The organism is Streptomyces sp. UC4497 (assembly GCF_054871485.1).
In genome coordinates this window covers 209,403-233,780 of sequence record NZ_JBTYHB010000004.1, presented here as the reverse complement: position 1 = coordinate 233,780, position 24,378 = coordinate 209,403, and the positions used below count along the sequence as shown (strand labels likewise).

The window sequence follows — 24,378 nt, the reverse complement described above, 5'->3', positions numbered from 1 at the left end:
TGGCGGGGGTAGGGGGGCGGCGGTCAGTCGGTGAAGGATCCGCGGTAGATGTCCTTGATGTTCCAGTGGCCGGGGGTCGGCACCGGTTCGTTGACCATGGGTACGTCGATGACGGCGGGCCTGCGCCGGGTGACGGCGTCGGCGAGCGCCTTCGCGAGGTCGGCGGGGGCGGTGACGTGGTAGCCGTCCGCGCCGCAGGAGGTGCCGAGGTCGGCGAAGTCCGGGCTGTACGGGCGCCCTTCGGCGTCGGTGAACTCGCAGCCGTAGGACCGGCCGAACGAGGCGGACTGGAGGTCGGCGATGGTGCCGTGGGCCCGGTTGTTCATCACGACGAAGATGACCGGGAGGCCCTGTTCCACCGCCATGGGCAGCGCGGGGAGTTGGGCGCTCATGCCGCCGTCGCCGATGAGGGCGACCACCACGCGCTCGGGCTCGGCCAGTTGGACGCCGACGGCGGCAGCCGGCCCGAAGCCCATCGTCGAGGCGCCACCAGGGGTGATGAACCGACCGCCCATGGGGAGTTCGTAGCACTGGGCGACGCCGTTCTTGTTCCAGCCGACGTCGGTGACGAGGACCGCGTCGTCGGGAAGCGCATCGCGCAGGTCGGCGAGGATGCGCTGCGGGCGCAGCGGGAAGGCGTCGCTGCGGCCGTCCTCGCGGGCGGTGTCGAATACGGCGCGGCGGGCGGTGGCGATGGAGGCGCGCAGTCCTTCGCGTCGCCGCGGCTCGGGCTGCCGGGCGCGGACGGCGGCGTCGATGGCGCGGATCGCGTCGGCGACGTCCGCGACGGCGCCGATCTCCACCGGGTAGTTGCGGCCGATCTCGGCCGGGTCGATGTCGATCTGGATGAGCTTGCTGGGCGGGAAGTTCCAGGTGTAAGTGGGGTCCCACGAACTGGCGTCGGTCTCGGCGAACCGGGTGGCGAGCGCGAGGACGACGTCGGCACCCTTGGTGTACGCGTGCGTGGAGTCCAGGCCCCAGAAACCGGGCATGCCGAGCAGCAGCGGGTGCGTGTCCGGCAGGACGCCCTTGCCCATCAGGGAGTGGGCGAGGGGGATGTCGAGGTGTTCGGCGAGCGCGGCGAGGGCTTCCCTGGCTCGGGGGTCGCGCAGGCCGCCGCCGAAGTAGATCAACGGCCTCTCGGCGGCGAGGAGTTGGTCGGCGATGCGTTCCGCGGTCGCGGCGTCGAGGCCGGGTGCGCCGGTGACGGCCGGCAGCGGGTACTGATTCTCGTACGGTTCCACGGGCCGGTTGAACAGGTCCATGGGGATGTTGACGAGGACGGCGCCGGGTCGGCCCGACTGCGCGGTCCAGAAGGCGCGTTCGGTGGTGCGGGCGAGGTCCTGGACGCGGTGCACGTCCCAGGTGCGCTTGGTGAACGGCCGGTAGATGGCGCTCTGGTCGGCGTCCGTGTGGAGGTTGACCTCCTGGTGGGGGTGGCGGCCCGCGTAGTACGAGGGGATGTCGCCGGAGAGGACGACGAGGGGCACGGAGTCGAGGGCGGCGGTGGCGACGCCGGTGACCGCGTTCATCATGCCGGGGCCGACGTGCGTGAGGAGCACGCCGGGGCGGCCGGTGGCGCGGGCGTAACCGTCGGCGGCGTGGGCGGCGGCCTGTTCGTGGCGGGCGATGACGAACTCGATGGAGCTGGGGGCGAGGGCGTCGAGCAGGGCGATGTTGGTGTGTCCGCAGGTGCCGAAGATATGCCGGACGCCGTAGGACTCCAGTTGGCGGACCAGGGCGTGGGCGGCGGTGACGGTCGGCGCCTGAGCGGGGTCCTGGGTGGCGGTCTCGTGCGTCATGCGTCCATCTCCCCGTCGAGGGTGGTCGTGTCGCCCCACACGGACAGGCCGCGGAGCATCAGCGTCTTGACGACGGTGTAGTCGTCGATCATCGAGCGGGGTGTCTCGCGGCCGAAGCCGGAGTCCTTCACGCCGCCGAACGGCACATGGTCCAGGCGGTAGTTGGAGGTGCCGCCCGCGATCAGCGCGCCGGTCTCCAGCTCGCGCCACGCCTTGACGATGCGGCCGATGTCGTTGGTGAACAGGCCGGCCTGCAGCCCGTAGCGGCTCGCGTTGCAGGTCTCGATGACCGCGTCGAAGTCGTCGTACGGGAGCACGGTGACGAGCGCGCCGAAGACCTCGTGCACGACGACGGAGGCGTGCGCGGGCGGTCCCGCGACGACAGTGGGGGCCACGGTGGCGCCGTCCCGGCTGCCGCCGCGCAGCACCCGGGCCCCGCCGTCGGCGGCCTCGGCCGACCAGCGCACCACGCGCTCCGCGGCCTCCTCGTCGACCATGGCGCCGACGTCGGTGTCCGGGTCGAGCGGGTCGCCGACCTTGAGGCCGTCCACGGCGGTGGTGAGCCGGTCGAGGAAGTCGTCGTAGCGGGAGCTGTGGACGTAGACGCGCTGGACGGAGATGCAGCTCTGGCCCGAGTTGCTGTATCCGGCGCGGGCGCACTCCTTGGCCGCCTTCGCGAGGTCGGCGTCCTCGCAGACGATCGTGGCGGCGTTGCCGCCGAGTTCGAGGACGAGGCGCTTGGCGCCGGCCGCGCGGGCCACGGCCTGGCCGGTGGCCGCGCTGCCGGTGAAGCTGATGACGGCGACCTCGTCGGCCGCGCACAGCAGGGCGCCGATCTCGCCACCGCCGTGCAGGAGTTGGACGGCCTGCGGCGGCATGCCGGATTCGAGGAGCAGCGCGACCACGGCGGCGGTGGCGGCCGGGGCCTGCGGCGGGGCCTTGACGAGGGTGGTGTTGCCCGCGGCGAAGGAGGCGCCGAGCTTGTGGGCGAGCAGGTTGGCGGGGGCGTTGAACGGGGTGATGGCCAGGGCCACCCCGGCGGGCGCACGATAGGTGAAGGCGGTGTTGCCGACGCCGCGCTGCCGTCCGGCGACGGGCAGGGTGTCGCCGCCGATCTGCCGGGCCTCGGCGGCGCAGACCGCGAAGGTGTCCGCCACACGGTCGATCTCGCCGAGGCCGTCCTTGAGGGGCTTGCCCAGTTCGAGGGCCAGCAGGCGGGCGAGGTCCTCGCGGTGGGCCGTGGCGGCCACGGCGGCGCGGTCGAGGATGTCGGCGCGGGCGGCGGGCGCGAGCCGGGCCACGGCGCGGGCGGAGGGGCGGGCGTAGGTCAGGGCGCGGGTGACCTCTTCGCCGGTCGCGGCGGTGGTCCGGCTGACGGTGCGGTGCAGGTAGGGGCCGGTGCGCAGGAGTTCGGGTCCGTCACCGCCCCACCGGCCGGCGATGTACGGGGGCGCGTCGACGACCACGCCGTCCACGCCGGCCTTGAGAAGGGAATCGAGCATGACATCTCCCAGGAAACCGCTGAGTGGTACTGGTGGACTGCTCTGTGGTTCGGCGTGTAACGTACGGGCGCCAACTCGCCGTGACAAGAGGTCAGTTGAAGATTCAGTCGCAGAAGATCTTCACGGACGGCAGCCGACGGCGGCTGGCGCAGACGACAGCGGACGGAAGGCGGTCCCATGGGCAGCACCGACAGCACCGGACCCGAGCAGGCGACGGAGGGGGCGACCGGCGTACGCAGTGTGCGCAGGGCTCTGGACATCCTGGGGTTGCTGACCGAGGATCAGCCGGCGGTCACCCTGCGGGAGATCGTCGATGCCACGGGGCTCGCCAAGACCACGGCGGTCCGCATGGTGCAGACCCTCGAACAGTGCGGCCTCCTCTGGGACACCCCTGCCGGATACACGGCGGGCCCCGGCCTGTGGCGCTGGGCGCACCTGGCGCACACGAGCTGGGAACTCCCGCGTGAGACGCGCAAGTTGATGCGTGAGCTCGCGGAGGAGCAGCAGGAGACGGTCAACCTGTTCATGCTGCGCGGGCTCAGCCGGGTGTGCGTGGCACAGCAGGAGAGCCCACAGCCGCTGCGCCATGTGGTGCGGGTCGGCGACGAACTCCCGCTGTGGGCGGGCGCTTCGTCGAAGATCCTGCTGCGCTCGGCACCCGAGAGCCTGCTGCGCCGCATCGCCCTCGACTCGCCGCACGGCGAGGGGCACGCTCGACAGCTGCGGGTGTGGGCGGACGTCGCGGTCGAGCAGGGGTTCGCCGTCAGCAGGGGCGAGCGCGACGAGGGGCTCACGGCGGTGGCGGTGCCCGTGCTCGGCCGCACCGGGACCGTCGTCGCATCGCTGTCGCTCAGCGGCCCGAGTCACCGTTTCCCCGAGGCGACCGTCCAGCGGTTCGCCACCGCGCTCGTCGAGGTCGCCCGGCAGATGTCGGAACAGGGCTTCGACCACCCGCTCAGTCCGGTCGGCGCCAAGAAGTGATGCCCATGGGGGCCTGCAACCCTCCCCGCGGGGACCTGCAAGCCTCCCCGCGGGAGCCGTGAACCCACTCAGGAACCGCAGAAGGAGCCGGTGCATGCCCGAACGACCGCTCTCAGGAATCCGCGTACTCGATCTCACGAACGTGCTCGCTGGACCGTACTGCAGTTACCACCTCATGCTGCTCGGCGCCGAGGTCGTCAAGATCGAGCAGCCCGGAAAGGGCGATCTGGCCCGCGCCCTCGGCCCCGACCCCGAGCTGAACCGCAGCGGAATCGGGGCCTCCTTCCTCGCCCAGAACGCCGGCAAACAGTCCCTCGCCCTCGACCTCAAGGACCCCGCCGACCGGGCCGACTTCGAGCAGCTGGTGCGCGGCGCGGACGTACTCCTCGACAACTTCCGGGCCGGGGTCCTCGCCCGTATGGGATACGACGGCGCCCGCCTCGACGCCCTGAATCCGCGCCTGGTCAGCTGCTCCATCACCGGCTTCGGGCAGTCGGGCCCGATGAGCGGCGCCCCCGCCTACGACCAGATCATCCAGGGCGTGTCGGGGATGATGAGCATCACCGGCACGACGGACACCGCCCCGCTGCGCGTCGGTTTCCCCGTCTGCGACTCGCTCGGCGGCATGGGCGCGGCCCTCGCCATCAGCGCCGCCCTGCTCGGCCGCGAGCGGACCGGGCAGGGCGCCCACCTCGATGTCTCGATGCTGGAGGTGTCGCTGTCCGCGATGGGCTGGGCCGTCTCCAACTACCTTGTCAGCGGAGTCGATCCGGAGCCGATGGGCGACCAGAACGCGACGGCCGCACCGTCCGGCACCTTCGAGACCGCCGACGGCGGCCTGAACATCGCGGCCAACCGCCAGGAACAGTTCGCCACGCTCTGCCGTCTCACCGGTCTGTCCCATCTGATTCACGACGCGCGCTTCGCGGAGCGCGAGGCACGAAAGCTCCACCGGGCCGAGCTGAACGCCGAGTTGAACGCGGCGCTGTCCCAGAAGACGGCGCTGGAGTGGGAGGAGACACTCTCCGCCGCCGGAGTCCCCGCCGCGCGCGTCCTGACCGTGCCGGAGGCGGTGGAGCTCGAACAGCTCGCGCACCGCGGGTTCTTCACCGATCTCCCCTATCCGGACGGCTCCGACCGCACGCTACGGGTCAGCGGCAACGGCGTCCTGGTGGACGGCGAGCCGTTGCCACCGGCCTCCCCTCCCCCGCTGCTCGACCAGCACGGCGAGGAACGCGAGCGGCTCATCGCGCGCTGGCGCACCGACAGCCGCGCCACTGAGGCGCTGCGCTCATGACGGCCGCACCCCCCGAGGGGCAGGACCGGCAGGACCCGGACAGCAAGGTCGCCCAGTGGTGGGCCACGGCCGTCAGCCGCATCGAGCCTGGCATCATCGAACTGCGCGAGCGCCCCGTGCAGGAGCTGATCGGCCACGCCACCTTCGTCGAGACGATCTGGCTGCTGCTGCGCGGCGAGCTCCCCCGCCCCGACCAGGCCCGCCTCCTCGAAGCGGCCCTCGTGGCAGGCGTCGACCACGGCCCGCAGGCGCCCTCCATCGCGGCCGCCCGGATGGCGGCGACCTGCGGGGTGGGCCTCAACAGCGCGGTCGCGACCGGGGTGAACATGCTCGGGGACGTGCACGGCGGGGCGGGCCAGCAGTGCGTACAGCTACTCACGGACATAGTCGAACTACACGCGACAGGACAGGAGTTGGAAGCTGCCACAGTCGACGTGATCACCGAGTGGCGCGCACGCTCCCGCTACCTTCCGGGCTTCGGCCACCGCTTTCACCCCCACGATCCGCGCCGCGACCCGCTGCTCTCACTCGTGGAGCTGGCCGTGGCGGACGGTACCGTCGAGGGCACCTACCTGCGCGCGGCCCTGGCCGTGGAGGCACACCTCAACCGCGGCCGCGAGGGCCGCAAGCCGGTCCCGATGAACATCGACGGCGCCACCGCCGTCATCTACGCCGAACTCGGCTTCGCCGCGCCGCTGGCGCGCGGCCTGTTCGTGCTCAGCCGCAGCGTCGGCATCCTGGCGCACGCCTGGGAGGAGACGGGGCAGGGGCGCCGCAACAAGAGCCCCATGCCGCCGTCGATGGTCCCGGTCCACCTGGTGGCACCAACTTCACCTGCGTGAACGTCAGTTGAGGAAGTTCCCGGCAACAACCCCCGCCCCGGGTATTGCCATGCCCGCACCCCCGTCCCTAACGTGACCCACCATCCCGCGAACCTACTGTGCGGAACTTTCGAACCATCTAGCGGACCTTGATCGAATCGAGGCACTGAACGATGGAAAGACGCACCTTCCTGCTGACCGCCGCCGCGAGCGGCGCGACCTCGCTCCCCGCACTCGCCGCCACCGCCGAGGCGGCACCGAAGCCCGCCGGCCTCGCGCTCCCCGTCCCCGCGCAGCCCGCCACCCTCGGCGTCGCCGCGCGTGACTGGCCCAAGGTCGGCGGCAACTACGGCAATCAGAACCACTCCACCCTCACCGACATCACCCCGGGCAACGTCAAAAAGCTCGGCGGCGCCTGGCACATCAATCTGGAGGGCGGCTCCACCAGCGCGTACCAGCAGTGCACGATCGTCGTGCAGAAGGGTGTGCTGTACGTCGAGACGACACAGCAGAACGTCTTCGCCGTCGACGGGCGCACCGGCAAGGTGCTGTGGAAGACGAACCTCGGCACCGAGACCACCAACATGCGTGGTGTCGCCGTCGCCGAGGGCAAGGTCTTCACCATCTCGGGCGCCAACATCGTTTACGCCCTCGACCAGAGGACCGGTGCGATCGTCTGGCAGAAGAAGCTGATCGTCGAGGACAACGGCGGCGACGACGGCTGCGACAACAACAGCGGCCAGTGCGGCGGCAACAGCGGCGGACTCGCCGGCGCGGTCGTGCACCACGACGGCAGGATCTACGTCGGCACGGAGGGCTCGACGGCCGGCGCGCGCGGCCGTGGCTACGCGCTGGACGCGAAGACCGGCGACGTCGTGTGGACCTTCTGGGGACCGCCGGGCCCCGGCGAGTACGGCCACGACACCTGGGAGGGCGACTCCTGGAAGACCGGCGGCGCCGTGCCCTGGATCCACCCGGCCGTCGACCCCGAACTCGGCCTGGTCTACTGGACGTTCGGCAACCCCTACCCCCGCACCGACGGCTCCTCGCGCGGCGGCGACAACCTCTTCGCCAACTCGATCGTGGCGATCGACGCGAAGACCGGGAAGCGGCGCTGGCACTTCCAGTCGGTGCACCACGACATCTGGGACGCCGACAACGTCATGGCGCCGGTCCTCGCCGACCTCCTCGTCGACGGCAAGAAGCGGCAAGTGGTCGTCTACGGCTCCAAGACCTGCTGGTTCTACATCCTCGACCGGCGCACCGGCGAGGCACTGCACGGCATGGAGGAACGCAAGGTCCCCCAGCACACCCTCCAGAAGACATCACCGACGCAACCGTTCCCCGGCGGGGAGCCGTTCACCGACCCGTTCCCCCGCTTCGACAAGCCGACGAAACCGGTGCCGTTCTACCCGGCGGGCGGCCTGTACTCGGTGTTCTGGGACCGGGCCACGATCATCTTCCCCGGCGCGGGCGGCGGCGGTGACTGGGGATTCCCGTCCTTCAGCCCGAAGACCGGCTACGTCTACATCGGCTACGGCCTGGTCAACTCCTCGTACTCCAACACACGCGGCGGGAGGGTCAACACCGCTCGTCCGCTAGGTGAGTTGTTCGGCGGCGGCCTGGTCGCCATGGACCCGCGGACGAACACGGTCGCCTGGCGCAAGGAGGGCGACTGGTCCCTCGCGCACGGCAACGGCATCCTCACCACGGCGGGCCGCGTCCTCTTCCAGGGCCGCCCCGACGGCGTACTCGAAGCGATGGACGACACCGACGGCTCGACGCTGTGGACGTGGCAGTGCGGCGCCGGGGTCAACACCATCCCCGTCTCGTACGAGATCGACGGCGAGCAGTACGTGGCGGTCCTCGCAGGCGGCAACGGGCTGCCGTTCCCCGACATCCCCCGCGGCGACCACCTGTGGGCGTTCAAGATCGGCGGCAAGGTGGGGCAGGCGCCGGCGCCCACGCCACCCTCGCGCCGCAACCAGATCCGTACCGCGGCGGTCACCGGCGAGACGGCCAAGAACACGGTCACCCTCGGCCGCGTCTGGGACACCAAGACCAACGCACCGGGCCCGACGGAGAACACCGTCGCCCAGAACGCCATTGCACCCCAGCACCTCACCGTCCCCGTCGGCACGGAAGTCACCTTCGCCAACCCCGCCGACAACCAACAGGCGCACGGCGCCGCCGCGTTCTTCGACGCCGAGTTCGACACAGCGCTGCTGATGCCGGGCCAGTCGGCCAAGCACACCTTCACCGAGGCGGGCGAGTACTTCTACAACGACCCGGCCTTCCCGCAGTCCACGGGCAAGATCGTCGTCAAGTGAGCGTTCCGAGAGTTCCGAGAGTTTCCATGGGAGGTCCGACCGACATGACGGCAAGACCCCGCACCCCGATGACCCTGCTCGCGGCGGCGCTCGCAACCGCACTCGTAGCCCTCGCGGCCTTCCTCGGCGCCGCCCACGGCCAGACCCGCGACACCAAACCGGGCGCCGCCGGAGCCCAGGAACTCGGCGACCCCGACTACGGTGTCTGCCGCGGCACGAGCCCCAAGTGCTACCACGACTGGGGCAACTTCACCCCGGCCACCGACGGCTACAAGGTCCTCCTCTACACCCGCACCGCGGGCCCCCGCCACGCCAACCTCGGCCCAGCCCTCGGCAGCGGCCTCAACCCCACACTGAGCGACACGAACGTCGTCCAGAAGGCACTCGTCGCCATGGGCCAGAAGAACAACTTCACGGTCGACTGGACGGAGGACGTCACCCAACTGTCCACGCCCTCCCGCCTGTTCAACTACAACGCGGTCATCTTCTACTCCACCAGCCGCGACACCCTCGACGACGCGGCACAGACCTCGCTGCGCCAGTACGTACGCGGAGGCGGCGGCTTCGTCGGCATCCACAACGCCTTCGGCACGGAATACAACTGGCCCTGGTACGAAGGCCTGTTGGGCAACGCCAACTTCTACGACCACGGACCGAACCAGCCCGGCACGGTCGTCACGGAGAACCACCGTGACACCTCCACCAAGGACCTCCCGGCGCGCTGGAACTTCACGGACGAGTGGTACAACCTCGTCCCGGCCCCCACCCGCGTACGCCTCCTCGCCAAGGTCGACGAGTCCACCCTCGCCGAGGGCGTGACCGGCAGCCAGGGCCACCCCGGACACGGAAAGTCCCACCCGGTGGCCTGGTGCCAGTACTACGACGGCGGCCGCGCCTGGCTCACCACGCTCGGCCACGACGCCAAGGACTTCACCACGGACGGCTCCTTCCCCGGAGCCGAACAGTTCCAGAAGCTGATCCTCGGCGGCATCGAAGGGGCCATGGGCAAGGAGCCGTTCTGCCGGGCGGGGTGAGTCACGGCCCCCGGTCAGATCAGTCCCGTGACGGTGACGGTGACGTGTGCCCGCGTGTCCTCGTCCGGTACGGCCTTGGCCAGGTGTTCCTCGGCCGTCCGCCGGGCGGCGCGGGCCACGTCCACCGTGCGTGAGTGGGCGAGCGCGACGAGCTGGATCTCGATGCGCCAGGGGCCGTCGGCGCCCTGCGGAGGCGTGAGCCGCACGCCGGACGGCCCGCCGCCTCCGAGCGGCCCCGGTTGGGCCAGCGCGGAGCGCAGGCGCCCGGCGAGACCGGGCCTGAGGAAGGCCACACCGGGCACATCGGCCACGGCGCGGGCGATGGCCTCGGTGAGGTGGTCGGGCGTGCTGGTCCGGGTCATCGGGATCGGCCTTCCTGACCATCGGTCGCGCTGTCGGTGCTGTCGGTGCTGTTCGTGAGGCCGGTGCTGCCGGTGAAGTCGTCGAAGTCAGTGAGGTCGGTGGAGTCGGTGAGGTCGGTCAGGTCCGTGACACGGATGTCCACGGCCGCGACGGGCATCCCGAGGTCGCGGTCCGCCGCGTCCCACACCCGCGTACGGACGTCCTCCGCGAGGTCGGGGAGGGAGGCGTCGAACGGGGCGTGGATCTCGACTCTGACCTCGACCCGGTCCGGTGCGCCCGGCTCGGGCAGGGGCCGTAGGCGGCAGGAACCGGCCCGTACACCGGACACGGTCTCCGCAGCCGCTCGCAGCGTCCGCGCGGCGACCGCCTCCATGACCCACAGGTCCTCGTCGGGCTCCCCCAGGGGCAGCGGGCGGCCGGGACGCAGTTCGAGTCGTACGACGTCCATGACACGGCGTGTCAGTGCCGCCGCGTCATGGTCGGTATCGTCCAGTGACTCCCCGCGCAGGTCGCGCACCGCGGATTCCAGCTCGTCGAGATCGTGGACGGCGCTACGGCAGTGCGGGCAGGCGTGCAGGTGCGGGTCGTCCGACTGCTCCTCCCACGCGGCCCACACCTGGAACAGCATGCGGCCGCAGGGCAGTTGCTCGTCGTCGGCGCCCTCGGAGTGTGTGTTGGGCGGGTCGGTGTGAGCGGTCATCGCCAGGCCCCCAGTGCTTGAGTCAGGCAGCGTCGTGCACGGAAGACACGGGCACGGACAGCCTCCTGGCTGATCCCGACCGCCTCCGCGATGAAGTCGTAGGACTGGCCGTCCAGTTCGCGCAGCACCCAGCACGCGCGTTGTTCGGCCGACAGTTGGTCGAGGGCGGCGCCCAGTTCGCGCACGGCGTCGCGGGCCTCAGCGATCCGGGCCGGTGACACCGTGTGCTCGGGCGCGGGTACTTCGCCCGCCGTCTCCAGCGGCGCGACCGGTTTGCGGGATCGCAGGATGTTCAGGCACCGGTTGGTGACGATGCGGTACGTCCACGTGCCGAACGACGCCGTGCCGTGGAACTCCGGGAGCCGCCGCCACGCGCTGATGAGGGCGTCCTGCACGGCGTCCTCCGCCTCGGTGCGGGTGCCGAGCAGCCGTGTGGCCAGGCGCAACAGCGCCGGGGCGTGCCGCTGGACGAGGACGGCGAAGGCGTCCTCGTCCCCTTCCGCGGCCCGGACCGCCAGCAGCGCGTCATCGGTCGCACCTCCGCCCTCCGGCGGTGCGGTATGTCTGCGGGCACCCGCCACTGAGTGGCTCCTCTCGTCTCTTCCTGACTGTTGGACACACCTGCGCCGCATCTGTGACGCACCATTTCACGGTCCGGCGCGACGAGGCCGACGGACGACGGCGTCTCGGCCGGGACGTCCCGAAAAAGTTCTTCCGACTGGCGCGTCACAGATGCGTCCGGGGCGGGTCTATCCACGTAAGAGCACGTGACCGACCGCAGGAAGAAGGACACGCCATGAGCACGAACACGCAGAGTGCACCGACCGCACCGGCCTCCACGAACGTGCCGATGGAGCGGGGCGGCCGGCCGGAGCAGGCGACGGCGGTGTTCGGCGGCAAGACGGGAGCCGACCAGCCCGCCGCCGACCGCGGCAGGACGTCCATCGCCGATGTCGTCGTGGTGAAGATCGCCGGTATCGCGGCACGGGAGATCCCCGGGGTCCACGACATGGGTGGCGGCCTGTCCCGCACCTTCGGCGCCGTGCGCGACCGGGTGCCGGGCGGACGGCCGAACGTCGGACGGGGTGTGAAGGTCGAGGTAGGCGAGCGGCAGACGGCCATCGACATCGACCTGGTCGTCGAGTACGGGGTCCCGATCGCGGACCTGGCCCGCGACGTGCGCGAGAACGTGATCTCCGCGGTGGAGCGCATCACCGGCCTGGAGGTGGTGGAGGTGAACGTCACGATCAACGACGTCCACCTGCCCGAGGACGACGAGGCACCCGCCGCGGAGACCCGCGTGGAGTGACCGGCTGGTCGTACGTACGGGCCGACGGATGGCGGCCGGAGCCCCGTGGCACCGGCCGAGAAGGGGTGAGGTGGCAGTGACCAGAGCGATGATCGGGGTGCTCGCCGGGATGGCGTTGGCCTATGCGGGGTTCTTCGGGGGCTTCGGGGCGTTCCTGCTCGTGGCCGTCTTCGGCGCTCTGGGCGGGGCGGTGGGGCACTGGTTCGACGCCGGCGGGCGTGTCCAGGAGCTGCGCGACAGCTGGGAACGGGGCCGGCGATGACCGAAGCCGCCGAGCGGGGCACGACCGTCGTCGCGGACAGGGTCGTCGGCAAGATCGCCGGGCGTGCGGCCGGTGAGGCCACCGCGGCTCCCGTCCGCAGTGGGGCGGGTTCCGCGACCGTCAGTGGACGCCGGGCGGACGTCGGGGTGAAGGTGGCGTTGCCGTTCCCGGCGCCACTGCCCGAAGCGGCCCGCCAGGTCCAGGACCATGTCGCCCACCGCACAAGCGAGTTGACGGGCCTTCATGTCAGGACGGCACGAGTCCATGTCACCGGTCTCCACCCCCTGACGGCCGCGGTGACCGCAGTGGCAGCCGCAGACCCGGCCGCCACACACCAGGTCTCCGGCTCACGCACGCCCTTGCGCTGGTGGTCACCGCGCAGGCTGCCGACGGCGCTGCTCGCCCTGACGGCCGCCATCGCCTGCGGCGCACTGGCGGTCGACCTGATCAGAGTGCATGCGGCACACCTCCCGGCTGCCTCCTGGCGCACCCAGGCGGTCCACTGGCTGGAGCGGCACGGCCCGGACGCCCCCTTCGTCGGCATCGCCGCCGGCGCGCTCGCCGTCCTCGGAATCCTGATGATCGCCCTCGCGGTCAGCCCCGGCCGCCGCGGCCTGCTCACCGTGACCTCCCCCGGCGCCGGGCTGCGGGCGGCCATGGACCGCACGGCGATCGCACTCGTGGTGCGTGATGCCGTGGGGGACGTCCCGGGGATCAGTACCGTACGGGTCCGGGTGCGGCGGCGCCGCGTCGTCGTCCGTGCCCAACTGGCCTTCGGGGACAGGGCGATCGCGCGACGCGACGTCCAGGCCGCGGCACACGCAGTCCTTGACGGTTGCTGCCTGCGCCGCCCGCCGAGACTGCGCGTCAAGGTCCGCCCCGACAGCGCCTGGACCGCCGAGTCCGGCCGGAACGACGGCCATCACGGGCAGGTACCCCTCGCCGGCTCCCGAACGGGTCAGGCCCCCGAGGGCTCCCGAACGGAACAAGAACCACGCCAGCAGAAGGGCCGTGCCACTGATGCCCCGTAGTCGTACGCTCCTGAACCGGATCGCGCTGGCCCTGTGCGGCCTGGTCGCCGTGGCGGCAGGTGCCTGGCTCTCACTGGGGCACACGTCCTGGCAGTCCGCCGGCCCCGAACGGTGGTCCGCCCTCGGCGCTGACACCCCGCTCGTCCCCGCCGAGCGCCTGGCCTCGATGCGCGGCCAGGAGTGGTGGACGCCCACCGTCATGGCCGCCTCGGTCGTCGCCGCCGTGCTGCTCGCCTGGTGGGCGGCGCGGCAACTACGCACCGGACGACGCCGACTGGTGGCCCTGCCCACTTCCCGGAGCCATCTGCGCACCCGTGCCCTGGAGGACACACTGGCCGGTCTCGTGGAGGACGTCGACGGTGTCGCCCACTGCCGGCCCCGGGTACGCGGCGGGTCACGGACAGGCCGACTCGACGCCGTACTCCACGTACGTCTCCACCAAGACACCACACCCTCCACCGTCCTCCCCCCGCTCACCAGGATCGCCTCCGATACAGGGGACGCGCTCGCCCCGTACCGTTTCCGCATGCACATCCGTTTCTCCGCACGCTCGCACCGCAGGCCGCATGTCCGCTGACCCGCACGCCTTCGACGGAACGCCGCACGAACGCGACCAATGCCCCGCCCCGTCGAGAGGTGACGGTCCCGTGCGGACCTGGCGAGCCGCGCTGCGCCGCACCCCGGCGTCGATGTGGCGCGACGACATGTCGGACTCCGCGGCCGCGCTCACGTACTACGCGATCCTGACCGTGCTGCCCTCCCTGCTGGTCATCTCCCTGGCTTTCAGCCTCATCAGCCCGGAGACGGCCGAGCAGTTCATCGCCCACGTCACCGAATACGCTCCCGGCCAGTCCGGCACCCAGCTCCACGACGTGCTGTCCCGGGCACTGCACCACGGCACCGCCGCCTGGACCCTGCTGGGCGCCGGTACGGTCAGCGCACTGTGGTCGGCCTCCAGCTACCTCGCGGTGTTCCGTCGCGCGGTCCACCGCATGCACCGGGTCGCGGACCGCCGCTCGACCTGGCACAAGGCCCACCGCATCCTGATCACGGCCCTCGCCCTGCTCGGCATCCTCGTCCTCAGCGCCCTGGTGCTCCTGATGACCGGACCGGTCGCCGGGACAATAGGCCGCTACCTCGGTCTCGGCACCGCCGCCGCCTGGGCCTGGAGCCTGCTGCGCTGGCCCCTGCTGCTGTGCGTGGTCGCCCTCCTCGTCGTCATCGTCTTCCGCACCGGCCCCGCCCAGGCCCGCGTCCGCACCCACAGCATCCCCGGCGGCGCCCTGGCAGCCTTCCTGTGGCTGTGCGCCTCCGCCGGATTCGCCTTCTACACCTCGGAGTTGAGCACCTACAGCAGGCTCTACGGATCGCTGGCGGGCGCCGTCGTCTTCCTCATCTGGCTGTGGCTGTCCAACCTGGCGCTGCTCGCCGGCGCACAGTTCACCGCGGAGCTCAGCGAGTTGGAGGGGCGGGCGTCGGGCTGAGCGGTGTGTGAGTGTCGAGCGGACTCGGCCGCCCCCTGGAGGGGGCCTCCTGCCCGGGTCGCTGGAGGGGGCCTCCTCCTCAGGTAGTACGCAAGCACCCTTCCTCGTGCAGGGGCACCAACCAGGAGAGACCGCACGCGCACGACGCGCCGACAGGGCCTTCGCGGGCAGCCTTGGTGACTGTCCGCGACCGTGACCCTGGAGAGACAATCCCTGTGGCTACCCTCCTTTACCGACTGGGCCGCACCGCCTTCAAGCGGCGCTGGCTCGTCGCCCTGCTATGGGCGCTGATCCTCGGCGCCGTCGGCGTCGGCGCCGCCAAGGCTCCGGCCGCCGACGACAGCAATACGTCGTTCATGCCGGGAATCGAGGCACAGAAGGCGTTCGACCTGCTCGGCGAACGTTTCCCGGGCTCGGATGCCAACGGCGCCGACGCCCGCATCGTCTTCAAGGCCCCACAGGGCGAGAAGGTCACCGCGGCCGACAACCGGGCCGCCATCGACACCCTGGTGTCCGAAGCCACCGACGATCCCCAAGTGGCAAGCGCCGTCAGCCCGTTCAAGGCGGGCGCGGTGAGCAAGGACGCCTCCACCGCGTACGCCACGGTCACCTACAAGGTGAAGGCAGCCGATCTGACCGACGCCGACAAGGCTGCCCTCGAAGGCGCCGTCGACGAGGCCCGCGGCACCGGGCTCACGGTCGAGGTGGGAGGTACCGCCCTGGCGAAGCAGCCGGCGGCGGGCGGCTCCGGCGAAGCCATCGGCATCGTTCTGGCCGCCGTCGTTCTGTTGATCACCTTCGGGTCGCTCGCGGCCGCGGGGCTGCCGCTGCTCACCGCCGTCATCGGCGTCGGCATCAGCATGTGCGCGATCCTCGCGCTCGGCAGCACCTTCGGACTCGACATGACCACCGGCACGCTCGCCTCCATGCTGGGACTCGCGGTCGGGATCGACTACGCCCTGTTCGTCGTCTCCCGCTACCGGGAGGAACGGGCGAACGGCCACGAACCGCGCGAGGCGACGGGGCTCGCGGTCGGGACCGCCGGTTCCGCCGTGGTCTTCGCCGGACTCACGGTCGTCATCGCCCTGGCGGGGCTCTCCGTGATCGGCGTGCCGATGCTGACGAAGATGGGCCTGTGCGCCGCAGGAGCGGTCGTCGCGGCCGTCCTGATCGCGCTGACCTTGGTGCCCGCCCTGCTCGGCATGTGGCCGAACGCCGTACTCCCCCGGAAGATGCGCAAGGGAGGCCTCGCCGCCGCACACCAGGGAGTCGGCAACCGGGACAACGGCGGCACCCGGTGGGCCCGCTTCGTGCTGCGTCGCCCGCTGACGGTCCTGCTGGTGGGAGTCGTGGGTCTGGGGGCGCTGGCCCTGCCCGCCACCCAGCTGGAGATGGGCATGCCGGGAGACGAGGCCAAACCCACCTCCACCACGGAGCGGCGTGCCTACGACGCGCTCGCGGACGGCTTCGGCGCGGGGTTCAACGGCCCCCTCACGGTCGTCGTGGACACCAAGGGGGCCGACGACCCCGCGCAGGCCGCGAAGACCATCACCGGAGTGATCGAGCGGACGGACGGCGTCGTCTCCGTCTCACCCGCGCAGTTCAACGAAACAGGCGACGCCGCACTCTTCTCGGCCACCCCGGCGACGGGGCCGAACGACGAAGCCACCAAGGACATCGTGCAGACGATCCGCGCCGAGCGCCCGGATCTGGAGGCGCGGACCGGTGCGACCTTCGAGGTCACCGGCAGCACCGCCATGAACATCGACATCGCCCGGGCCCTCCAGGACGCGCTGGTGCCCTACCTCGCCGTCATCGTCCTGCTGTCCCTGGTGCTGCTCCTGGTGGTTTTCCGCTCCCTGCTCGTACCACTGAAGGCGGCCCTCGGATTCCTGCTGTCGGTGCTGGCCTCGCTCGGCGCCGTGGTGGCCGTCTTCCAATGGGGATGGGGTGCTCAGCTCCTGGGCGTCGAGCAGACCGGCCCGATCATGAGCCTGATGCCGATCTTCCTGGTGGGAATCGTCTTCGGCCTGGCCATGGACTACGAGGTCTTCCTCGTCGCCCGGATGCGCGAGGCGTACGTCCACGGAGAGCGCCCCGCCCAGGCAGTGGTGACCGGATTCAGGCACAGTGCCCGGGTGGTGGTGGCCGCCGCCGCGATCATGATCGCGGTCTTCTCCGGCTTCGTCGGATCGGGCGAATCCATGATCAAGACGATCGGGTTCGGCCTCGCGGTCGCCGTGCTCTTCGACGCCTTCGTGGTTCGCATGGCACTCGTACCGGCCGTACTCGCCCTGCTGGGCAACAAGGCGTGGTGGCTGCCCCGCCGGCTCGACAAGCTGCTTCCGCATGTCGACGTCGAAGGCGCCACGCTCACCGCGCGGTCCGCGTCCGACACCGGTCCGGAAGCCGGCGCGCACCACCCGCAGCAAGTCGTGCGCACCTGACCCGGCCCATGACTCGTGTGCCGCGACGCCGCGTACAGCAGCGTCGCGGCACACCTCTGTCAGGCTGTCCACGTCTGCCCTACCTCGGAGTACGCGATGAGCACGAACCTCCAGCGCCGCGCGGCGCGCCACCCGCGAGCGGTGGAGTCCGGCCTGCTGGTGCTGCTGCTCCTCGCCACCCTCACGGGGGTCCTGGTCACCCGCTCGGTCACGGACGGCCAGACTGCCCTGTGGCCCGGCGTGGCCCTGTCCGCCCTCGCCTGCGCGGCACTGCTGTGGCGGCGCGGCCACCCGTTGCCCACCCTCTTCGTGACAACGGTGTGCACCATCGCCGAAGGTGCCCTCGGCTACCTGCTGACTCCTCTGCTCATGGGCCCGCTCCTGGTTGCGCAGTACTCCGCGAGCGTGCGCGTCTCGCGCCGGACCGCGTGGAACAGCGCACTGGCCGCGGCCGCGGCCATGGCCGTCACGGGGCTGTTCTTCACCACCTTCAGCCACCAGCTGATCCTGACCAGTCTCAACCCGGCGGCCTGGGTCCTGATGGTCGCGGCCCTCGGCAGCTACGTACGGGTCCGGCGGGAGTACGCCGTCGCCCGGGCCGAACACGCCGCCCAGGAAAGGGAGGAGGAAGCGCGCCGCCGCGTCATCGAGGAACGGATGCGCATCGCCCGCGAGCTCCACGATGTCGTCGCCCACCACCTCGCCCTGGCCAACGCCCAGGCGGGCACCGCCGCCCACATCGCCCCGGCCAACCCCGGCCAGGCGCTCGAGATCATCGCGCGGCTGCCCGAGACGACCGCCGCGGCCCTGCGTGAACTCAAGGCCACGGTAGGGCTGTTGCGCCAGGACACCGACCCCGACGAGGTCGCCCCCGCACCGGGTCTCGACCAGCTGCCCGACCTCCTCGCGAGCTATTCGACGGCAGGGCTCGACGTCGATGTCACCGTTCAGGGGGAACCACAGCGGCTGCATTCCGGACTCGACCTCACGGCCTACCGGATCATCCAGGAGGCGCTCACCAACGTCACCAAGCACGCGGCCACCCCTACCGCCCACATCCGGCTGGTCTACACACCGCACCACCTGACACTCACCGTCACCAACGACACCTCCGCCGCCCGCCCGACGGCCGGTCCCGCCGCGCAGCGCGGATTCGGGCTGCTCGGCATGCGCGAGCGCGCCCTCGCCGTCGGAGGGACCTTCCATGCCGCTCCCAGGTCTGAAGGCGGGTTCGAAGTCGCCTGCTCACTCCCACTGCACTTCCTCGACGCACGCGAGAACGAAAGCGAAAGCACCACATGACCATTCGCGTCCTGCTCACCGACGACCAGGCCCTGCTCCTGGCCACCTTCCGCATCCTCATCGAGTCGGAGCCCGACCTCACGGTTGTCGCGGAGGCCGACAACGGCCAGGAGGCCATCGCCCTCAGCCTCGAACACCGGCCCGACGTCGTCCTCATGGACATCCGGATGCCGGGCATCGACGGCCTGGCCGCCACCACGGACATCTGCTCCCGCCCCGAGTTGTCCGCCACCCGCGTCCTGATCCTCACCACCTTCGAGAACGACGAGAACGTGGCCAAGGCCCTGCGCGCCGGTGCCAGCGGCTTCCTCGGAAAGGACGTCACCCCGGACGTCCTGCTCGCCGGCATTCGCACCGTGGCCGCCGGCGATGCCCTGCTCTCCCCGACGGCCACCCGCTCCCTCATCAACCGGTTCCTGGCAACACCGGAGCACCGGCCACTCGCACCGCCCGAGCGCCTGACCGCCCTCACCCCACGCGAACGGGAGGTCGTCGCACTGGCCGCACACGGCAAATCCAATACCGAGATCGCCGACCATCTGTTCCTCAGCCCGCTGACCGTACGCAGCCACATTCAGCGCGCCATGACCAAACTCGACGCCCGCGACCGTGCTCAACTCGTCGTCATCGCCTACCAGAGCGGACTGGTCAACTCCTCTACAGAACCGGGCAGTCAGGGGCCGCGGTGACACGGACGTCGGCGAACCCTAGACGGTGCCCCCAGCAACCACCGTGGGCCGCGGCGGCGACACATCAGGCACACCATCGACCGGTCGGCCGAGCCGGGTGAGCAGCGAGGTGGTCGCCGCGTCGGCGGCAACGGCCAGGTCCATCGTGATCGTGGTGAGCGGGGGGTCCGACACCGCGGACAGCGGGGTGTGGTCCATGCCGATCAGCGCCAGGTCCGCGGGCACCCGAAGGCCGCGGCGGCGCGCGGCGGCCAGCAGCGTCATCGCGACGTCGTCGTTGTAGCAGGCGACCGCGACCCCGGAAGGGCCGAGGGCGTCGAGAGCGGCAGCCGCGTCGTCCAGGTCGATACCAAGCCGTACGACGACGGGCTCGGCCAGGCCCTTCTCGCGGCACACATTCCTGACACCCCGCTCGCGCCCGTCACCGAACGGGTCCTGCCGCACGTCCCGTAGGTGGGCGAAGGCCAGGCGCGTGTGTCCGTGCTCGATCAGGGCGCGCGCCTGCAGGGCGCCGATGGCGTGGTCGTGGTCCGCGCCCGGCACGGTCACGGGGTCGATCACGGGGACGTCCCGCTCGGCAAGGAGCGTGCGCTCGGGTTCGCCGAGCGGGGTCAGCGAGAACACGGCCGCCGGTTTCATGCCGTCGACGAGCCGGCCGAGGGACTCCGTCGAGGGGACCGACAGGCGCAGTACGAGGGTGAGGCCTTGCGCGGCGAGTACGTCGGTGAGCCGCTCGAAGACGTCCTGAAGGTTGCCGCCAAAGGTCGTGTTCGGGATGAGCGCGATCACGACGTCGCTGGAGCCGCGGGCCAACGCCCGCCCCGCCACGGACGGTTCGTAGCCGAGTTCGCGCGCCGCGTCGCGCACCTTCTCCCGCGTCCGGTCCGAGAACCGCGCGTCCCGGCCGTTGAGGATCTGGCTCACCGTCGCGCGTGAGACCCCCGCGCGCCGTGCGACGTCTTCGCTCCTTACGGCCATTCGCCCCTCTTCCCTTGCTTCCACCGTTGTTTCGCCCACGCACAGTATCGCGCGTAACCAACTGTTGACGCGCGTTACCAGCCCGTGCTTTTCTCGGTGACGCGCGTTACCTCCTCCCCTTCCCTCTCAGTACGAGACCCACGGAGTTTTCGATGGTGAGCACACGCACGGTCCTCAACGACGGCTGGAGCTACCGCCGCAAGGTCACGGCCTTCCAGGAACTGGGCGGCACCTCATGCGACTCCTGGACGGATGTGACGCTCCCGCACGACGCCCTCATCGGTACGGAGCGCCGGGCGGACGCCCCCGGCGGCGAGACGAACGGCTACTTCCCGGGCGGCGCGTTCGAGTACCGGCGCACGCTGACCGTGCCCGAGGAGCTGCGCGGACGGCGCGTCCACCTCGAGTTCGACGGCGTCCACCGGGACGCGGTGGTGACCGTCGACGGCGCCCTGGCCGGCCAACACCCCTACGGATACTCGCGGTTCCACGTCCGGCTCGACCCGTTCCTGCACTTCGGCGCGGACAACGAGATCCGAGTGGCCTGCCGTACGCACCTGGACTCGCGCTGGTACGCGGGCGCCGGCATCCACCGCGACGTACACCTGGTCATCACCGAGCCCGTGCACATCGCGCTCGACGGCGTGTATGTCACGACGCCCGTCGTCACGGCGGACGAGGCGTCGGTCGAGGTCGCCGTCGTGGTCGACAACGACGGTCCGACGACCACGACGGCACGCGCCCATGTCGTGCTGCGCGACGCCGCGGGTGTCGAGGTCGACGCCGACAACGCGCCGGCCACGCTGCTGCCCGGCGAGTCCGGAACGGCCCGCTTCCGACTGCGTGTGGAGAACCCGCGCCGGTGGAGCGCCGAGACACCGCACCTGTACACGGCCCACGTCGAACTGCGCGATGGCGACCACCTCCTCGACGTACGCGACATCCCCGTCGGCATCCGCTCTCTCCAGGTGGACCCGGCCCATGGTCTGCGGGTCAACGGCGAGACGGTGAAACTGCGCGGTGCCTGCCTCCACGCGGACAATGGCCCGCTCGGTGTCGCCGCGATCGGCCGCGCGGAGGAACGCAAGGCCGAACTCCTCAAGGCCGCCGGGTTCAACGCGGTCCGCAGCTCGCACCACCCGGCCTCCAGCGCACTCCTCTACGCGTGCGACCGCCTCGGCCTGTACGTCATCGACGAGACGTTCGACATGTGGACGCAAGGGAAGTCGGACTTCGACTACTCCGCCGACTTCCCGCAGTGGTGGGAGCGCGACGTCGAGGCGATGGTCGCCAAGGACCGTCTCCACCCGAGCGTCATCATGTATTCCATCGGCAACGAGATCCCCGAGACCGGTTCCCCCGCGGGCGCGGTCTGGAGCCGCCGCCTGGCCGAGAAGGTCCGCGCGCTCGACCCGACGCGCCTGGTGACCAACGGGATCAACGGCTTCGTCTCCGTCCTCGATGCCGTGCTGGACGGGATGGCGGGGCGGCGCGAGGCCGCACAGGAGTCCGGCGGGGTCAATCAGATGATGACCGGGTTCGGCGAGATGATGGCCGGGATCCAGGCGTCGTCGATGGTCGGTGAACGCACGGAGGAGGCGTTCGCGGTGCTCGACGTCGCCGGGATGAACTACGGCGACGCGCGGTACGTTCCGGACCGCGAGCAGTTCCGTCACCGCGTCATCGTCGGGACCGAGACCTGGCCCGCCGACATCGACCGCACCTGGGCACTCGTGGACGAACTCCCGCACGTCATCGGTGACTTCACGTGGACCGGCATCGACTACCTCGGCGAGACCGGGATCGGTGTCATCAAGTACGCGGGAGGGGCGGGTGAAGGGGCGAGCGGGTTCTCGACGCCGTACCCGGGCCTGACCGCCTGGTGCGGCGACCTGGACATCACCGGGCACCGCCGCACCGTCTCCTACTACCGCGAGACCGTGTTCGGCCTGCGTACGACCCCGTACATCGGCGTACAGAGGCCCGAGCGCCACGACGCGGAGGTCGCCGTGGCGACGCCCTGGTCGTGGAGCGACACCGTGTCGAGCTGGAGCTGGCCAGGGTTCGAGGGCAGGCCCGTACACGTCGACGTCTACAGCGACGCCGAAGAGGTCGAGCTGCTGCTCGACGGCAAACGGGTCGCGCGCGCGAAGGTCGGTGAGACCAAGGCGTTCCGCGCCGATCTGGAACTCCGTTACGCGCCAGGCACGTTGACGGCCGTCGCGTACTCCGGCGGGGTCGAGACCGGACGGACGTCCCTCACCTCCGCTGCCACCGACGAACTCGTACTCACGGCCACGGCCGATCGCCCCGAACTGACGGCGGACACGCACGACTTGGCGTACGTGTCGCTCGACCTCACCGACGAAGCCGGTGTCCTGCGGACCACCTTCGACCGATCCGTCCACGTCGATGTCGCCGGGCCCGCCGTCCTGGCGGCCCTCGGCAGCGCCGCACCCGTGACCGAGGAGAGCTTCACCGACGCACGGCACCGGACCTTCGACGGCAGGGCACTGGCCGTCGTCCGGCCCACGGGACCGGGCGAGATCACGGTGACCGCGAGGGCGGACGGCTGCGAGACCGCCGTCGTCCGCCTGCAGGCCCGCTGACACGCCTGTGCCGCCAACGCCCGCACACACCGCACCGCATCAGCCCGCCGCCCCCGCACGCCGACAACGGAGTCACCGTGACCAACGACGAGCCCCTCACCGCAGCCATGGCCTCCGCCACACCGGCCGGACCTCCCGACGCGACGCACGACGCGATGCACGAGCCCCCTCAGGAAGAACTCCCTCCCGTAGGGCGGCGCTTCATCTGGTTCCTGTTGCTCGCGCACTTCGGAGCGTTCCTCGGTCTTGTCACACCGATGGCGATCTCCCTGGCGATCCGGGTCGAGCACCTCGCGCCGGACAACACGGGTGTTCTCGGTTACGTCGTCGGCACCGCCTCGGCCGTCTCCGTGATCGCCGGCCCGTTGCTGGGCACCGCGAGCGACCGCACCCGCTCCCGGTTCGGGCGCCGCCGACCGTGGATCGCGATCGGAGCGGTCGTCGGTCTGCTCGGGTCGCTCGTGCTGTCCGGCGCGCAGAGCGTGTTCCTGCTCGGCGTCGGATGGGTGATCGCCGCACTCGGGTGGGCCCTGGTCATGAACCTGATCATGACGGTGCTGGCCGACCGACTGCCGGAATCCCAGCGGGGCAAGGTATCCGGCATCAGCGGCTTCATCTCCATGGCCGCACCGGTCGGCGGCTCCATCCTCGGAGGCGCGCTCTCCGGGAATACGTTCCTGCTCTTCGTCGTTCCGGCCGCGATCGGCCTGCTGCTCGCGCTCGCGTTCGTCCTGCTGGTCCACGAGGACTCCACCAACGACCTCCAGCCGCCTCCCAAGCTCGATCTCAAGAGCCTGGCCTCGACATTCGTCTTCGATCCACGCCGCTACCCCGACTTCGCCTGGAACTGGCTCGCCCGCTTCCTCTTCTACATGGGCCTCACGTTCAACACGACCTTCACCGCCCTGTTCTTCGCCGACCGGCTCGGGAAGAAGGTCGCCGAGATCAGCCAGATCGTCGCGGTCACCGGCGGCCTCACCCTGGTCGCGGTCAGCATCGGCGCCATCTCCAGTGGCTACGTCTCCGACAAGGTCGGGCGCCGCAAACCCTTCGTCCTGCTCGGCGGGGTCATCTTCGCGGGCGGCGCGAGCCTCATGGCGTTCGTCGACGCACTGCCCCTGCTGCTGACCGGGGCCTTCGTCGCGTCGCTCGGGATGGGCCTGTTCTCGGCCGTCGACCAGGCGATCCTGCTCGACATCGTCCCCGAACGCAGCACCGACGCCGGCCGGTTCATCGCCATCAACCAGTTCGCCACCTCGATCGCCCAGGCCGTCGCCCCCATCGCCGCGCCCACTCTCCTCACCGTCGGCGTCGCACGAGGCGGGGAGAACTACACCCTGCTCTACCTCGTCGCCGCGGCCTTCACACTGGCCGCGGGCGCCGTCGTCATCACACGGGTGCGGTCGATCCGCTGAGACACCCCCCTGGTGAACCCTT

Annotated in this window: 21 protein-coding genes; 15 read left to right on the top strand and 6 right to left on the bottom strand. The window is 70.9% G+C overall.

Annotated features, from left to right (window positions below):
• Positions 1-23: 23 nt before the first annotated feature.
• Positions 24-1,802, bottom strand: coding sequence for a thiamine pyrophosphate-binding protein (locus ACYSUO_RS08260; RefSeq protein WP_461775380.1), 1,779 nt, complete (start codon positions 1,800-1,802; stop codon positions 24-26).
• Positions 1,799-3,304: an aldehyde dehydrogenase family protein gene (locus ACYSUO_RS08255; RefSeq protein WP_461775379.1), complete on the bottom strand. Its 1,506-nt coding sequence runs from the start codon at positions 3,302-3,304 to the stop codon at positions 1,799-1,801. Before ACYSUO_RS08255 ends, ACYSUO_RS08260 begins: the two co-directional genes overlap by 4 nt.
• Before the next feature lie 177 nt (positions 3,305-3,481).
• Between ACYSUO_RS08255 and ACYSUO_RS08250 the strand changes: the two genes are divergently transcribed.
• The 5 genes from ACYSUO_RS08250 to ACYSUO_RS08230 all read left to right on the top strand — a co-directional run bounded on the left by ACYSUO_RS08250 (position 3,482) and on the right by ACYSUO_RS08230 (position 9,767).
• Positions 3,482-4,285 carry an IclR family transcriptional regulator gene (locus tag ACYSUO_RS08250; protein WP_461775378.1) on the top strand — a complete coding sequence of 268 codons (804 nt, stop codon included), beginning with the start codon at positions 3,482-3,484 and terminating at the stop codon, positions 4,283-4,285.
• 94 nt (positions 4,286-4,379) lie between these two features.
• On the top strand, positions 4,380-5,582 hold the full coding sequence (locus ACYSUO_RS08245; RefSeq protein ID WP_461775377.1) for a CaiB/BaiF CoA transferase family protein: 1,203 nt from the start codon (positions 4,380-4,382) through the stop codon (positions 5,580-5,582).
• On the top strand, positions 5,579-6,424 hold the full coding sequence (locus tag ACYSUO_RS08240; protein WP_461775376.1) for a citryl-CoA lyase: 846 nt from the start codon (positions 5,579-5,581) through the stop codon (positions 6,422-6,424). Before ACYSUO_RS08245 ends, ACYSUO_RS08240 begins: the two co-directional genes overlap by 4 nt.
• 152 nt (positions 6,425-6,576) lie before the next feature.
• Positions 6,577-8,733: an outer membrane protein assembly factor BamB family protein gene (locus ACYSUO_RS08235; RefSeq protein WP_461775375.1), complete on the top strand. Its 2,157-nt coding sequence runs from the start codon at positions 6,577-6,579 to the stop codon at positions 8,731-8,733.
• Between the two features lie 44 nt (positions 8,734-8,777).
• Positions 8,778-9,767: a ThuA domain-containing protein gene (locus tag ACYSUO_RS08230; RefSeq protein WP_461775374.1), complete on the top strand. Its 990-nt coding sequence runs from the start codon at positions 8,778-8,780 to the stop codon at positions 9,765-9,767.
• 14 nt (positions 9,768-9,781) lie between these two features.
• Here ACYSUO_RS08230 and ACYSUO_RS08225 read toward each other — a convergent pair whose 3' ends face one another.
• From ACYSUO_RS08225 to ACYSUO_RS08215, 3 genes are read right to left on the bottom strand one after another with little or no spacing between them, the layout of a single operon-like run.
• Entirely contained in the window at positions 9,782-10,129 is a 348-nt protein-coding gene (locus ACYSUO_RS08225; protein WP_461775373.1) for a hypothetical protein, read from the bottom strand.
• A complete protein-coding gene (locus ACYSUO_RS08220; protein WP_461775372.1) occupies positions 10,126-10,830 on the bottom strand; it encodes an Asp23/Gls24 family envelope stress response protein in 705 nt (234 codons plus the stop codon). The genes ACYSUO_RS08225 and ACYSUO_RS08220 overlap by 4 nt, the downstream gene beginning before the upstream one ends.
• Positions 10,827-11,411, bottom strand: coding sequence for an RNA polymerase sigma factor (locus ACYSUO_RS08215; RefSeq protein WP_461775371.1), 585 nt, complete (start codon positions 11,409-11,411; stop codon positions 10,827-10,829). The genes ACYSUO_RS08220 and ACYSUO_RS08215 overlap by 4 nt, the downstream gene beginning before the upstream one ends.
• Positions 11,412-11,626: 215 nt before the next feature.
• Between ACYSUO_RS08215 and ACYSUO_RS08210 the strand changes: the two genes are divergently transcribed.
• From ACYSUO_RS08210 to ACYSUO_RS08175, 8 genes are all read left to right on the top strand, one after another.
• The gene (locus ACYSUO_RS08210) at positions 11,627-12,139 is read left to right on the top strand and encodes an Asp23/Gls24 family envelope stress response protein (RefSeq protein WP_461775370.1); all 513 of its coding nucleotides are present in this window, start codon (positions 11,627-11,629) and stop codon (positions 12,137-12,139) included.
• Positions 12,140-12,209: 70 nt separating this feature from the next.
• Positions 12,210-12,401 (top strand): hypothetical protein, encoded by a 192-nt coding sequence (locus ACYSUO_RS08205; RefSeq protein ID WP_461775506.1) that lies wholly within the window; start codon positions 12,210-12,212, stop codon positions 12,399-12,401.
• Entirely contained in the window at positions 12,398-13,432 is a 1,035-nt protein-coding gene (locus ACYSUO_RS08200) for a DUF6286 domain-containing protein (RefSeq protein ID WP_461775369.1), read from the top strand. The genes ACYSUO_RS08205 and ACYSUO_RS08200 overlap by 4 nt, the downstream gene beginning before the upstream one ends.
• Positions 13,422-14,009, top strand: a complete 588-nt coding sequence (locus ACYSUO_RS08195; RefSeq protein ID WP_461775368.1) for a hypothetical protein — start codon at positions 13,422-13,424, stop codon at positions 14,007-14,009. The genes ACYSUO_RS08200 and ACYSUO_RS08195 overlap by 11 nt, the downstream gene beginning before the upstream one ends.
• Entirely contained in the window at positions 13,999-14,916 is a 918-nt protein-coding gene (locus ACYSUO_RS08190; RefSeq protein WP_461775367.1) for a YihY/virulence factor BrkB family protein, read from the top strand. The genes ACYSUO_RS08195 and ACYSUO_RS08190 overlap by 11 nt, the downstream gene beginning before the upstream one ends.
• A gap of 215 nt (positions 14,917-15,131) precedes the next feature.
• Positions 15,132-17,363, top strand: a complete 2,232-nt coding sequence (locus ACYSUO_RS08185; protein ID WP_461775366.1) for an MMPL family transporter — start codon at positions 15,132-15,134, stop codon at positions 17,361-17,363.
• Between the two features lie 96 nt (positions 17,364-17,459).
• Positions 17,460-18,665, top strand: coding sequence for a sensor histidine kinase (locus ACYSUO_RS08180; RefSeq protein ID WP_461775365.1), 1,206 nt, complete (start codon positions 17,460-17,462; stop codon positions 18,663-18,665).
• The gene (locus ACYSUO_RS08175; protein ID WP_461775364.1) at positions 18,662-19,354 is read left to right on the top strand and encodes a response regulator; all 693 of its coding nucleotides are present in this window, start codon (positions 18,662-18,664) and stop codon (positions 19,352-19,354) included. Before ACYSUO_RS08180 ends, ACYSUO_RS08175 begins: the two co-directional genes overlap by 4 nt.
• 18 nt (positions 19,355-19,372) lie before the next feature.
• Here the strand turns inward: ACYSUO_RS08175 and ACYSUO_RS08170 are convergent, their stop codons facing one another.
• Positions 19,373-20,332 (bottom strand): LacI family DNA-binding transcriptional regulator, encoded by a 960-nt coding sequence (locus tag ACYSUO_RS08170; RefSeq protein ID WP_461775363.1) that lies wholly within the window; start codon positions 20,330-20,332, stop codon positions 19,373-19,375.
• A gap of 152 nt (positions 20,333-20,484) precedes the next feature.
• On the opposite strand from ACYSUO_RS08170, the gene ACYSUO_RS08165 reads away from it, so the two are divergent.
• Complete coding sequence (locus tag ACYSUO_RS08165; RefSeq protein ID WP_461775362.1) at positions 20,485-22,941, top strand: glycoside hydrolase family 2 protein; 2,457 nt, start codon at positions 20,485-20,487, stop codon at positions 22,939-22,941.
• A gap of 77 nt (positions 22,942-23,018) precedes the next feature.
• Positions 23,019-24,356, top strand: coding sequence for an MFS transporter (locus ACYSUO_RS08160; protein WP_461775361.1), 1,338 nt, complete (start codon positions 23,019-23,021; stop codon positions 24,354-24,356).
• Positions 24,357-24,378 lie beyond the last annotated feature (22 nt).